We start from the raw sequence: 13,512 nt of genomic DNA, 5'->3' as shown, positions 1-13,512 counted from the left end.
CTTATCTGTCTCCTTGGTTCAGGGTGAAGTCCAGCTGAACTGTCATACCGGGTTGCTTCATCGGCTTACCGTCAACAATCTTCGGCTTGTACTTCCACTTCTTCAGTGCACGAACCGCTTCACGATCAAAGATCCTTCTTGGTTCAGCCTGGATAACTTCAACATCATCAACACCACCGAGTTCGTTGATGGTAAAGCGCAGTTGTACCCAACCTTCTTTACCGTCACGCGCCGCAGCAATGGGATACTGAGGTTCAATCCGCACTATAGGTGTTGCATCACCATCGCGGGTCATCATGTTGCCCAGCTTAAAGCCTGTGCTTGGACCGCCTGCTTCTACTCCACCCATATTGAATGCCATATTGGTATCAATATCAGAAGAGCTATCCGGTGGCGTTTCCGCTGGCTTCGGTGGCTGCTCTGGTGGTGGGGGTGGCTTAGGTGTCACCCTTGGTTTCTTCTGTGCCTTCGAATCCTGCTTGTCCATTGTGATCTCGATAACTGGCGTTTCGGTTGAGGTGTCGCCACGTTGAGCGCCACCTCCGACCAGGAATGCCATAAACCAGAACAGACCAAAAGTCACAGCAGCACCAATAATGATAGATACTAGTGCTCTTAACATATCAGTCGTTCCCCGCAGATACCGAGACCTTATCAATACCAGCAGCCTTCACCTGATCCAGTACTTTAACAACCAAGCCGTGTTGGGCTTCTTTGTCTGCCTGGATCAGAACGGCGGCTTCTGGTGCCTCTGCCAACATACGTTCTACGTTAGCTGTTACTCGTTCAATATCAACCTGACGGTTTTCCATCATAATTACGCCTGTTTTACTGACGCCGATAAAGATGTTCGCCGAAGGTTTTGAAGTCGCTGTGGACGCCTTGGGTTTGTTGTAGTCCAAACCGGATGGCTTCACAAACGAGGTGGTCACAATGAAGAAGATCAGCATGATGAACACGATGTCGAGCATCGGGGTCATATCGATCTGTGCTTCCTCTTCTACACTGGAATGCTTCTTACGTGCCATGTTCAATCTCTCTCTAGTGGTGTGGCAGGCTGTCTTTCAGCTTTTCCAAGCTGATTTTCATCTTGGCGTCCAAACGAGTGCTGAAGAACACCCCGGACAATGCCGCGACCATACCAGCCATAGTAGGCATAGTGGCCATAGAAATACCAGCTGCCATCAGACGAGCATTACTCGTCCCCTGAACTGCCATAACATCGAACACTGAAATCATACCTGTCACAGTACCCAGCAGACCTATCATAGGACAGATGGCTACCAATGTTTTGATGATCAGCATACGTGCATTCATATCTTGCTTCGCTTGGGATACCCAAGCTTCACGGATACGGTGTGCATACCAGGAGGTGGTTTCCTCCCTGGCATTCCATGCAGTAATGATCTCTTTATGATTCTTAGGTGATACCCAGTTCAGATACCAGAATCTTTCAAGCATCAATACCCACATGAGAAACAGCACCGCCGCTACAAGCCAGAGGACATCGCCTCCGGAGGCCATGAAGCCCCTGACGGAATCCCAAATGTCCATCAGGTATAGCATCATTAGTCAGCCCTCTTCTCTGCGTGTTCAGCAATAATACCGGCACTTTGCTCTTCAAGGATTTGAACAATAGACTTACTGCGAGCCACAACAATAGCATGACACAGCATCAGTGGCAGAGCCGCAATCAGACCCTGTACTGTCGTTACCAGTGCCATAGAGATACCACCGGCCATCAGTTTTGGATCACCCGTACCGAACAACTGGATGCTCTGGAAGGTTGCAATCATACCGGTTACGGTACCCAGCAGACCCATCATAGGAGCGATAGCCGCCAATACTTTGATGATGGAGATACGCGTTTCCAGCGCTGGTGTTTCTTTCAGGATGGCTTCATCCAGTTTCAACTCCAGAGTCTCAACGTCAACATCTTTGTTCTCTTGGTACACTTTCAGTACACGGCCCAGAGCGTTGTTACCTGGGTTGGCAACATTCTTGGCCTGAGACTTAACACGGGCACCGATAACAGTCAGAGTCACCAGACGCTCCAGCGAGATCAGCAGACCCAGAGCCAGCAAGGCGATGATGATGTAACCAATGGTACCACCGGCCTCAATACGGTCTTGGAAGCTGGCCTTCTGAGTGAAGATGTTCAGCAGAGTACCGCGGGCAGGGTCAACATACAGCTTGGCTGTACCTGAAGTGGCTTTTTCGAAGTCAGCGATAGGCTTAACCTGATAACCTTCCGGCTGCTGAGACAGCTCCTGGATCAGACCCAGCTCGTGGTTCAGAACCACATACTTGTTATCAGCCAACAGGTTAAAAGCACCGACACGATAGATGGTGGTGTTGTTCACGTTACCATCAATGTCAGTTACAGAACCTTCAAACTTAACGACTTTGCCGGATTCGGCCATTTCGAAAAGTTGCTCTTCCCAGAAACGTTCCAGCTCTTCAATCTTAGGTAGTTGCTTACGGGCACCCAGGTCCTGAACGAACTTGTCACGTCCTGGATACTGGGCACTGACGTTGGAGTTGATCAGCTTACCGGCGAAATCGCCAGCTTCGCCTTTAACTACACCGAACATTTCACCCAAGTCGCCCTGAGCGGTTTTCAGGTCTTCTTCAAGTTGAGCAATTTTACGCTCGTTATCGAGGAAGGCCTGGTTCAGGTCTTTACCACGTTGAGTTTCAGCAGCCAGCGCATCTTTTTCACGCTTCAGCAGGGCGGCCTTGTCGCCACGCTCAGCTTGGAACTCTTGTTCACGCTTAGCATTGATTTTGCCTTGAGCGGCACGTTCAACTTTAACTTGCTGCAGCAGTTGATCAATCGTCTTAGGCGCCTCTGCGGCACTGGCCATACCGGCAGACAGTGAGAAACTGGCAGCAACGACGGCGGTAGTGATTAGCTTTTTCATTATTGTGCAGCCTCCGCAGCTGGAATTGGTAGTGCGAACAGATCCAGAGCCCCTTGTTTACGGGCGATACGAATACCCTTGGTGATGTCACGCAGATAGCTGTCATCCAGCTTATCCCAACCCTTGGTTTCAGAGTTGTACATCCAGGCAGTCTTCTGGTCCAGGCTCTGAGCATACAGAGCTACGCGGCCCAAGCGGAAGAAATCAACCAGCACTTCTTTACCATCAAGGTTCAGCTTACCGGTTTCAACGTCAACAAAGCTGCCGTACTCACGCTCGATGCTGTAAGCATCCAGGATCAAACGGAACTTTTCAGCCAGAGTCACTTCGGCAGTGTTAAGCAGGTCTTTGAGGTTTTTAACGCGCTGTGCACGGTCTTCAGATTTGAATGGCAGATCCAGAGCCACGAACTGCTCCAGGGCATCAACCATTTTAAACATCAAAGGAACAACACCTTGACGCAGTTTGTCTACGCCATTGATATCGTCCTGAATGGATTTCATTGTGGCTTCCTGGTCAGCGACCAGACCAGCCAGATAATCATTGTAGGCTTTGAGAGATTCACGCTCGTCAGCAACGGCGGAATATTCGAAAAGCATATCTTGAGCCTGGTCAAAATACTTATCGATCTTCTTCTGTGACGCAACGGCGTCTGACTGCAGACGACCCGCGGCTTTTTGCGCGTCGGTAAGAGGATCTGCAACGACTAAGTTGCTGCTGGCGAGTGCCAGCGCGCCAACAAGCGCAGAAGCGATTTTTGTTCTATTGCTTACCTTGGACATAGTTCCCAACCAATTTGAAGTGATTAAAAAGGTTTAACTTTTCAGCAACAGCGCCCCGAATATCCCTATTTCAACGGCAGATGATGCTATCAAGTATGTCTTTCTCTTGTGATTGTTAGTTTTTTATCTTCCCTTTCCTATGCCCCTGAAGGCATAGACCCGCTGGCATCATTTCACAAAATGTTGACCTGTGTCAACATTTGAAATGAGACGAAAACGCTGGAAACTAAGGCTAACTGTGTGATTAATCATCAATGGCTTTTTTTTACATTTAGTGATCAAATATGTGTCGCCTTCCTGAGCCAAGAATAACCGCAAAAACAGCACAAGCTAATATTTAACCTTATGATTTATTTATAATTAAAAAGCATAAGGCGGTGCGTTATATTTTATAAATCTTTGAAGGAATCAATTCTGCAGACCGATGGCAATCCACTTTTTCCAAACGATTACTATCCAGGGGAAGCCAGTTTCACTACAAACTCATTCGCCCTATTCACTGGTCAAAGAATCAATTGGCAACCGGGGCTTATTCCAGTTGTTACGTAATAGTGTTTTGTGAGTTTGGATGGATCCGCTACCTATATGTAGTATGAAAAACAAAAACCCCGGGTATCATCCCGGGGTTTCATTCTTTGAAGCTAACTTAATTCATCCAAAGATGAAGTGTGTCATTAGAACTTCATGCTGGCACGAACGAAGAAGTAGCGGCCCAACATATCATAGGTATAAGGGTCGGTATTCGAGTCGTTGTTACCAGTGTAGTACGGAGGCTCTTTGTCAAACAGGTTGTTAACACCGCCGGATACACGGATGCGGTCGGTGATATCGTAAGAACCTGACAGGTCATGGTAAACCACGCTGTCTACTGAAGGCGCGTAGCAGCTGCCATCATTTTTCTTACAAGCAAACGAGTCCATACCGTCGATGTAGCGAGCTTCATAAGTGACAGTCCAATCATCACCGGCAGCGGTAATGTTCAGGTTGCTCTTGAACTTGGCATAAGCACCCACGCCACCTGTGATATAGCCACGATAGTCAACTGCATTACCATCCGGGTCAAACTCTTCATACTCACTCAGGATAGAGCTGTCCCAGCCGGCCTTCCAGTCCAGACCGAAGGCATCGAATACGTAGGCAACGTTGATGTCGTAACCTGAGGTATTGGTAGCACCTATGTTCTGCAAACCGTTGTCGAACTTAATACGACCGCTATTGTCGAGTTCAATGTTGGAAGACTGACACAGCGCAGTGCCTGTGTTGATCTTGTTACCACCGGCATCCAGACACTGGTTGGCAATATAGTTGTTGTCAACTGAAGTAATAGTGTTGGAGATCTCGATGTCATAGTAATCGACGGTCAGAGACAAACCTTCTACAAAGCTTGGTGAATACACCAGACCCAGAGTAGTGATATCAGCTTCTTCAGGGGTCAGCATTTCGTTACCACCAACAGTCACTTCAGCCTGATCCTGATCGGTAGCAGGGTGAACAATCTGCTCGAATGATGGTGACTTACCACCATACAGTTCATATACAGTTGGGGCACGGAAGGCAGTGGACATACCACCGCGGATCATCAGGTCATCATAAACACGCCAGGTCAGACCCAGTTTCCAGGTAGTATCATCACCGAAAGTGCTGTAATCGAAGTAACGCATAGCGGCGCTCAGATCCACTTGCTGCGCCAAAGGCAATTCGCTAAGCAGTGGGATTGCCAATTCTGCGTAAAATTCATTAACACTGAAGTCACCGGAGGTTGGCTCTACGCGAGGATCGTTTGCCAAGCCCTGGGAAGTCAGGGAATCAGGAGTATAATGCGCAGCCTCTTTACGATGCTCGTAACCCGCTGCAAAGCCCATTATACCGGCAGGCAGTTCAAACAAATCTCCGGACAGAGTCGCTGCAATAATATCCAACTCGCTGCCACCGCTGTTCACTTCGGTATATATGTATGGCTTGATGCTCTCACCTTCCCATGATGATTGCAGGAAAGGATCAAAAGTGCCCTCAAGAACCGCAGCGTTGATGGAGCCCAAGTTGTGCAGGTTAGCCAGAGTATCGGTTGAGTCGTTCTTACCTTTGTTGTAAGAAGCATCCCAGGTCCAGCCGTTTTCAAACTCACCTTCCAAGCCAACAACGATACGAATAGTGTCTACTACTTGGTCAAAGTCACGGGTACCGGACTCAACCATACGACGGCCATAAGCCAGTGCTTCACCGGGTTGAACCCAAGGCAGCAGTTCATCGGTCATCCAGCCACCGGCTGACTTAGGATTGTAAACCCAAGCAGAGTTGTTCCAGATTGGCTGAGGCGCCATCTGCTGATTGGACCAACGCTTGGAGTACATGGCTTCGGTGAAGAAACGAATCGATTCGGTCAGTTCATAAGTACCCGCCATGGACAGGTTCAAACGCTCCATTGGCGTCGACAGGTAACTGTCCTTGGCGTAGTTGTATCTGTCGGCATCGCTGAACTCATGATAAGTTCCACCCAAGCCGCTCAGATCCGCCTCAGACATGCCATCAAAGTATTGGAACTTAGGCTTGCCCTCACCGTTATCAACATATTCACCATAGTAGCCCTTGTCTCCTATGGCATAAGCGCCTTCTGGTCCTGTGCCCACGATACCAAAGTTGTTGTCACCCCAGATGTGACCGCCTTGAGAATAGCTACTACCGCCGCAGTACAGGCTACGCTCACCCTTTGGACCTGTCTCTGCAATCGGGCACTTTGAGAAATCACGGTCAGCCTGGCTGGCATCACCACGCTTGGTGTATTGAGCATTAACAACGACATTACCTTTCTCAAAGGTGTTACCCAGTGTCATGTCGATGCTGGACTCGTCAGCGTCACCTTCACCGGAAAGGCCTGTTTGAACGTTGATTTCAAAGCCGTCGAAATCTCTTTTCAGAATGATGTTAACCACACCGGCAATCGCATCGGTACCATAAATGGCAGAAGCGCCATCTTTCAGTACTTCGACACGCTGGATCATAGATACCGGAATGGTGTTAAGGTCAACAGAAGACGCCGCACCGGTACCGGATGCAATCATACGGCGACCATTCACCAGAACCAGAGTACGGTTATCACCCAAACCACGCAAGTTAATGCGCGAGTTACCGCCTGAGCCATTGTTGATACCGGCGTTGGTCATGGCACCACCGGCTGAGGTCATTTTTTGCAGAACGTCGTCAATATTCACTGCGCCTGACGCTATGATAGATGAAGCATCGATCACACTGACAGGGCTTGCGGTTTCCATATCGGTGCGCTTGATACGAGAGCCTGTAACCTGAATACGCTCTACATTGTCAGCACCTTCTTCGGCCGCCAAAACGGTTGGAGCGCTAAAAGCAGTCGCTGCAACACCACCAACCAATGCCAGACGCACTGCGTTGGTTAACGAATTATTCTTATACATACTTATCTCCCTTTCGACATCTTGTGTCTTGGTAACGGATCCAAATGCTTTGTCCGGATCCTTTAGTTGTTTGCAGGCATACACGAGTGACCAGCAACAATTTCACGCAAATAAAATCACATAACAAACATTTTATCAACATTTGAAACATTAATATTGCACATAAAACCAACAACAAAAGAGAGATAAGATTATTTCATTGAGTATGAATATAGTGTCTCTTACAGCAGTAATAGCTTATCTTAACCAGAATATCGTTATGTAAGGCCATGAAGTAAATGGAGTTTATCAAAACCCGTCCCCACTCACCCAAACGTAACAAACCCGTTACACATCTCTTTCTGGTAAGCTGTGCCAACACTTTTTTTTCCAATAAAAAAGCGCCTTTCGGCGCTTTTTTAAACAGTTCTATTAACAATCAAAGGGTGTAACGAATACCAATAGCGATGCCATCATCCTCTGATAATGACATTCTGGCTTCTTGCGCTTTGTCGGCACTGGTAAAGTCGCTGTAATCTTTACGTGCTTCAACATAGAGAACCGTATTCAGATCCCAAACAAAGTGTAAACCTACAACCACAAACTGACGCTTGAACACATCGTTAGGATCGGCATTAAAGTTTGGTTGAATAACGTAGTCTTTCCCTGCATCCAGAATGTTATAAGACACAAAAGAACGTAGACCATTATCAAACTTGTAAGAAACTAAAGTTTCAACACCATAGGCATCTTTAATCAAGCGGCCGATGTTATCAGTATCATGGTTTTCTTCTTTGTGAACGTTTGCGGCAACATATAAGCCATTCTGGTCAAAATCACCCCAAGTCGCGCCCACACCATAGATTAAATCAACAGCTGTTTTTTGCTCACCTGTACCATAGACCACATCAAACTCACCACGGTTAACACCCGCCATTAAGCTGAATTTATCAGTAGCCTTGTAGGTCAAAGATGCACCATAGGTGTAATCGTAAGTAACTTGTTGCGCTTCTTTCTTACCTGCATTCCATTCTGCTTCACAGGCACTCTCAGTGATGTTTTCGATGTCGCAGGTATAGAAACTGCTATTTTTTAATTGTGCCTGGACCGCAAAGCTCACATCTCCGATGCTGTTACGGTATTGAACGACTTTATCACCACGACCAACACCGTTTACCGCGCCATCGTCTTTGTTGAAAGTGTATACACCAGCAGCATTACCATCCCATACAAAACCGTAGTTAGTGTTGTATACCACGTCATACCAAGCACCCCATTGTTTACCAATAGTAATAGTGCCATATTTATCATGGCTAATGCCTGCATAGCCCAGACGGTTGTAGAAGAACTCATCCTGCACCGATTCGAAACGGTTGTTATAAACAATGTCGCTGCTGCCAACAGGGTTCACGCCCCATTCCAATTTGGCAAATGTGTTCCAACCGTGGGTTAACTCACGGCTAAAACCAAAATTAATCCTGGAAGCACCATTGACAACTTCCGTTTCACCCTGAGTATTGATTACTCGGACATCAACGAAACCGCCGATTGAGACTGCATTTTTCTGATCTTTATAGATTTCAATAGCTTGAACCGATGGAACGGCCAAGAGTCCTGCCAGGACGGATGCGATGAGAGTCTTGTTCATTTGTTGTAACCTTAAGTGTTTTCAGTCTGCCTACCCCATTCCGTTGTTTTATTTCCTTCCAAGGGGAGCGAAGATTAGCAAAAGCTCAGTAAAGCGGCAAAGACAAAAATCACATTTTTTATTACTTTTGCCTTAAAAAAAACCATAAAGGCCGTAAAAATCCAGAAATAAAACCAACCATTAACCTTGTTAACTTTTTGAAACAATTTTGGTATTAGATTAAACTCAACTGTCCCGTGCTGATAGAGGTAAAACTTTCTTTCATTATAGAAAGTATTGGATCGGCTATCGGCTTGATTTGTCTTTCAATATAGTAGTTATAATCAATGGCTGAACGTCTGAGGGAAACAGCTTCGGGGCCATTGATTGTGATCAGGTAGTCTATACGGGTGCCCAAACGACCATAACGCGGATCACAGGTCTGCTCCAACAATTGTCTGGCCGCCTTGACATGGGGTGACGCCTTGGCCTGATAAGCATCCAATTTACGCCTTAGTCGCTTGGAGAAAATAAGCTCGTTATCATAATCGCCGCGTTTAAGCGCTTCTATTTCCGTAGCCAGAAAGCCCACCACATCCAAGTCATTGAACATACGCCGGTACAGCTCGTATTGAATCCGTCTGGCCAGAGGACTCCAATCACTGCGAACCTGCTCCATGCCTTTGAAAATAATATCCAATTGACCTTGACTATTGCGACTGGCACCGACATAGCGCTTTTTGGAGCCTTCTTCTGAATCCCTGAGAGTGGGCATCAGAAACTGTTCATAATGACGCTCAAACTCGAGTTCCAAATGACTTTGCAACTGAAAATGCTCCGCCAAATGCTGTTGCCACTTGGCGGTTATCCTGGCGGCCAACTCTCTGCCGAAGGCTTGCGGCTCTGTGATGTCATGCTGTTGTCCCAGCCAAACAAATGTGGAATCTGTGTCGCCATAGATGACACTCATGCCTTCGTCCTCAATCCAACGTTTGGTCTGCTGCATTATCTCATGACCGCGCATAGTAATTGAGCTTGCCAACCGGGCATCGTGAAACACACAACCCCGAGACCCCAGCACCCCATAAAGCGAATTCATGATGATCTTGATTGCCTGAGACAAGGGCGCATTGGCTTGAGCCTTGGCGCTTTCCCGCTCTTGGGCCAACTTAGCGATAAGCGTTGGCAAGATAGCTTGTTTGCGGCTGAATCTAGCACCGAGAAAGCCGGGTACCGTCTCGGCTTCGGGTTCACCCATGCCCTGCACCAGCCCCATGGGATCGATCAAAAAAGTGCGAATAATCGAAGGGTATAGACTCTTGAAGTCCAGCACCAGAATGTCCCGGTAAAGGCCCGGAATGGAGTCCATCACATAGCCGCCGGGACTCTCCAGGCCATCACTGGCCGGTGCTGCCGGCGCCACAAATCCGGACCGGTGCAAGTGTGGCAGGTAGAGATGATTGAACGCCGCCACCGAAGCCCCTACCCGGCCAATCTCCAACCCGGTCAGCTGCGCCCGGGCTAGGGCAAAATTCAATAGATCGGTTTTATCGAAAATATCCAGCACCAGACGGCAATCGGTCAGATTGTAGTGGGCCAAGGCCAATTTATCCTCTTGAAAGAGCTGTCTTATCTCTTGGCCGCGATCTTCAACTTGATCTATCGCCTTACCCTCGCTCAAGAGTGCGCGGGAGACAAACTCGAGCGAATAGCGCTCAAACTGATAGAAGGCGGCCTTGAGCCAGTCTATGCCGTCCAATACCACTCTCCCGGGCAAAGAGAGGGTTTCCGGCCGATACTTGCCTTCCACCAACCAGGACATGGGCACGCCTCCGCGCCCAAGCCGTGCTTCAATACCATGATGGGCGTAGCGTCGGCTCAGCAGTGCCAGGTCAAAATTGACAACCGACCAACCTATGATAATGTCCGGGTCCCAGAGACAAAACCAGTCAATCAAAGCCTGCAACAAGGCTGCTTCATCCCTGACCCAGTGGATATAGTCTGGCCCGTCCTGGGCTTGACCTATCATGTACACGCGCTGAAACAGTGCTCCATTGCGGTCACGACCGTAGAGTCCGACGGAATAGAGCTCGCCCTGCATGCTGCATTCAAGATCGAGGGAAATAACAGCCAAACCTACATTGTTCAGCGAGGCTTTCCTGGCGCGGCTGGCAACAAACCGTGTCAGTGCGCCGCTTTCCTCGCTGAAATAACCGTAAAACTCGGCATCGAGCGCAATAAAGCGCTCAATCAAGAAACGCTGCTGGGGTTTAAGATCGGCTTCATACAAGGGCATTCCCTGATCCTGGGCCTGCTTTTGCAGTAACCGCATCTGTTGCCGACTGCGACTGTAAAGCGCCGCAACCTTCTCTTTAGCGAAGTTTCTCAGCGCCAGCGGCTGGGTCCGTACCTGGCTTAAACTTTGACATAAAGCCGCCGCATCCTTCTCTTTGGCAAAGCAAATCTGCTCCTGTCCCGGCACCTCAACCAACACAGGCCCCTGCTCGGTGGCCAGATAGTATTGCAGGCATACCCCCTCGTCTCTCTGAACCAGATGACGGGTAAGAATACGGCCTTTCAGGGTTTGCGGCGTGTTTTGGGGCATGAGTCGGGACAATCGTGTTTTAGAGGTTTATTAGCATAAGAAATTACTGGTATTATATACAGGATAATTTTCCAGAACCGAGTCTCATGCTAGCAGCCCATGTAAAGACCCAGATCCGCGAGATCTACAAGGACATTGCCTCCGCACTGCCCAACTTCCGTTCCCGCCGGGAGCAGAATTATATGGTGGCGGAGATCTCCAAGACACTTGCCGGTGAATACGACAAGCAGCGGCGCATCATGGTGATTGAAGCGGGCACAGGTATAGGTAAATCCCTGGCCTATATTCTGGGAACCATACCTCTGGCGCTGGCCAGCAAGAAAAAAGTCTGTATCGCCACCGCCACTGTGGCGCTGCAGGAGCAGTTGCTGCATAAAGATCTGCCGTTTTTTCTGCAACACTCCAAACTCAACTTCCGTTACGGTCTGGTCAAAGGGCGCCAGCGTTACGTGTGCCTGGCCAAGCTTGAGATGTTGGTAGGTGACGGCAACGGCAGCCAGATGGCCATGTGGCAAACCAAGCCGGATACCTCACAGGTTGAGCAGTTGCAGGCGCTGCTCAAAGACTATCAGGATGGCCGCTGGAATGGTGAACTTGATACCCTCAAAACGCCGCTGCCGGACCACCTGTGGCAACAGATAGCCTGTGACAAACACAGCTGTCATCGCCAACTGGCCAGTCACAGCCACTGCCCCTTCCACAAGGCCCGCGAAGATATTGATACCTGGGATGTGCTTATTGCCAACCATAGTTTGTTACTGGCCGACCTTGAACTGGGTGGCGGTGTGATTCTGCCGGATCCGGAAGAAGTCTATTACGTTATCGACGAAGCCCATCACCTGCCGAATGTAGCCAGGGACTTCTCCAGCGCCCAGGCTACGCTCAGAGGGGCCTGTGATTGGCTGGAGAAAGTCAGCAAGACCACGGCCAAACTGCAAAACCAAATAAAGAGCAACAATATTATTGCCCCGGCGCAGGCGATGCTGGATCGCATCGAAGAATTAACCGGCCTGCTGAATCAGGTTGCCCACTACTGTGATACCCAGCCCAAACTCTTTGCCAACCCGGAAAACCGCCTGCGGTTCGAACATGGCAAGCTGCCGGACGCCCTGTTGATTCAGGCAGAAAACCTGGCCACGGCCTCCAACGATGCCCTCAAGCAATTCAACAAGATGCAGGCTATTCTCAGCGAAAGCGTCAAGGATGGTGAATTACCAAGGCATCAGGCCGAAGCCCTATTGAGTGAAACCGGCTTTATGATGCAGCGCCTGGAAAACCTGCAAAAGCTCTGGAAAATGATGGCCAAGGAGGACAGCCCCAAAGGTGCCCCCACCGCCCGCTGGATTGAAGCCCTCAGCGGCAAGCAGCAGGACTACCTTTTCAGTGCATCGCCAATCGAAGTCGGCTATATGCTGGAACATATGTTGTGGGAAAAAGCCGCCGGTGTCGTGCTATGTAGCGCCACCCTCAGAGCGCTGAACCGCTTTGAGCATTTTGCCTATCAGGTTGGCCTGTCACTCAATGATGGCAGTCGCTACCTGGCGCTGCAGTCGCCTTTCGATTTTGAGAACAACGCCACTCTCTACCTGCCGAAAATGCGCACCGAGCCAACCGAAGACGCCTACACAGAAGAACTCGCCAGCCAGATAAAGCAGTTGGTAGAGGGTGAAATGGCCACTCTGGTGCTGTTTGCCTCCTACTGGCAGATGGAAAAGGTAGCCGATTTACTGCGCAACAAATTGGTATCCGAACCGCTGATCCAGGGCAGTGCCCCACGCCAGCACTTGCTCGAGCAACATAAGCAAAAATGTGACAAAGGTGAGCCCAGCATTATCTTTGGTACCGGCAGTTTTTCCGAGGGTCTCGACCTTCCCGGCGACTACCTGACTAACCTGATAGTAACCAAGCTGCCGTTTGCCGTGCCAACCTCGCCGGTAGAGCAGGCCCACGCAGAATATGTCAAAATGAAAGGCGGTAACCCGTTTTTACAATTGACTATTCCGGATGCGTCACGGAAACTCATCCAGAGTTGCGGCCGCCTGTTGCGAAAAGAGCAGGACTATGGCCGAATAACCATATTAGACAGGCGTTTGGTAACCAAAAGATACGGGTCGTCGCTGCTTGATGCCCTGCCGCCTTACCGTCGCGTTATCGAATGATGCGCTCA

At 49.1% G+C, this 13,512-nt stretch carries 9 protein-coding genes; 1 reads left to right on the top strand and 8 read right to left on the bottom strand.

Translation table 11 applies throughout. The annotated features are described in order from the left end of the window. Nucleotide 1 precedes the first annotated feature (1 nt). The 8 genes from ACMHXH_RS19505 to ACMHXH_RS19470 all read right to left on the bottom strand — a co-directional run bounded on the left by ACMHXH_RS19505 (nt 2) and on the right by ACMHXH_RS19470 (nt 11,345). Nucleotides 2–622: an energy transducer TonB gene (locus ACMHXH_RS19505; protein WP_039035600.1), complete on the bottom strand. Its 621-nt coding sequence runs from the start codon at nt 620–622 to the stop codon at nt 2–4. A gap of 1 nt (nt 623) precedes the next feature. Next, the gene (locus tag ACMHXH_RS19500; protein WP_025011238.1) at nt 624–1,028 is read right to left on the bottom strand and encodes an ExbD/TolR family protein; all 405 of its coding nucleotides are present in this window, start codon (nt 1,026–1,028) and stop codon (nt 624–626) included. Nucleotides 1,029–1,041: 13 nt separating this feature from the next. Then, nucleotides 1,042–1,569, bottom strand: coding sequence for a MotA/TolQ/ExbB proton channel family protein (locus ACMHXH_RS19495; RefSeq protein WP_082014355.1), 528 nt, complete (start codon nt 1,567–1,569; stop codon nt 1,042–1,044). Beyond that, nucleotides 1,569–2,924 carry a MotA/TolQ/ExbB proton channel family protein gene (locus ACMHXH_RS19490; protein ID WP_039035599.1) on the bottom strand — a complete coding sequence of 452 codons (1,356 nt, stop codon included), beginning with the start codon at nt 2,922–2,924 and terminating at the stop codon, nt 1,569–1,571. Before ACMHXH_RS19490 ends, ACMHXH_RS19495 begins: the two co-directional genes overlap by 1 nt. Beyond that, complete coding sequence (locus ACMHXH_RS19485; RefSeq protein WP_039035598.1) at nt 2,924–3,706, bottom strand: DUF3450 domain-containing protein; 783 nt, start codon at nt 3,704–3,706, stop codon at nt 2,924–2,926. Before ACMHXH_RS19485 ends, ACMHXH_RS19490 begins: the two co-directional genes overlap by 1 nt. A gap of 674 nt (nt 3,707–4,380) precedes the next feature. After that, nucleotides 4,381–7,134 (bottom strand): TonB-dependent receptor, encoded by a 2,754-nt coding sequence (locus ACMHXH_RS19480; protein ID WP_101053414.1) that lies wholly within the window; start codon nt 7,132–7,134, stop codon nt 4,381–4,383. A 418-nt stretch (nt 7,135–7,552) separates the two neighbouring features. Beyond that, nucleotides 7,553–8,761 (bottom strand): porin, encoded by a 1,209-nt coding sequence (locus ACMHXH_RS19475; protein ID WP_039035597.1) that lies wholly within the window; start codon nt 8,759–8,761, stop codon nt 7,553–7,555. A gap of 214 nt (nt 8,762–8,975) precedes the next feature. Continuing rightward, nucleotides 8,976–11,345, bottom strand: coding sequence for a DNA polymerase II (locus ACMHXH_RS19470; protein WP_335912834.1), 2,370 nt, complete (start codon nt 11,343–11,345; stop codon nt 8,976–8,978). An 86-nt stretch (nt 11,346–11,431) separates the two neighbouring features. Between ACMHXH_RS19470 and dinG the strand changes: the two genes are divergently transcribed. Next, a complete protein-coding gene (gene dinG, locus ACMHXH_RS19465; protein ID WP_039035595.1) occupies nt 11,432–13,504 on the top strand; it encodes an ATP-dependent DNA helicase DinG in 2,073 nt (690 codons plus the stop codon). Nucleotides 13,505–13,512 lie beyond the last annotated feature (8 nt).

Source organism: Shewanella sp. BJSY2023SW001 (genome assembly GCF_047314685.1).
Lineage (GTDB): Bacteria > Pseudomonadota > Gammaproteobacteria > Enterobacterales > Shewanellaceae > Shewanella > Shewanella indica.
This window is presented reverse-complemented; position numbering and strand designations above follow the sequence as displayed.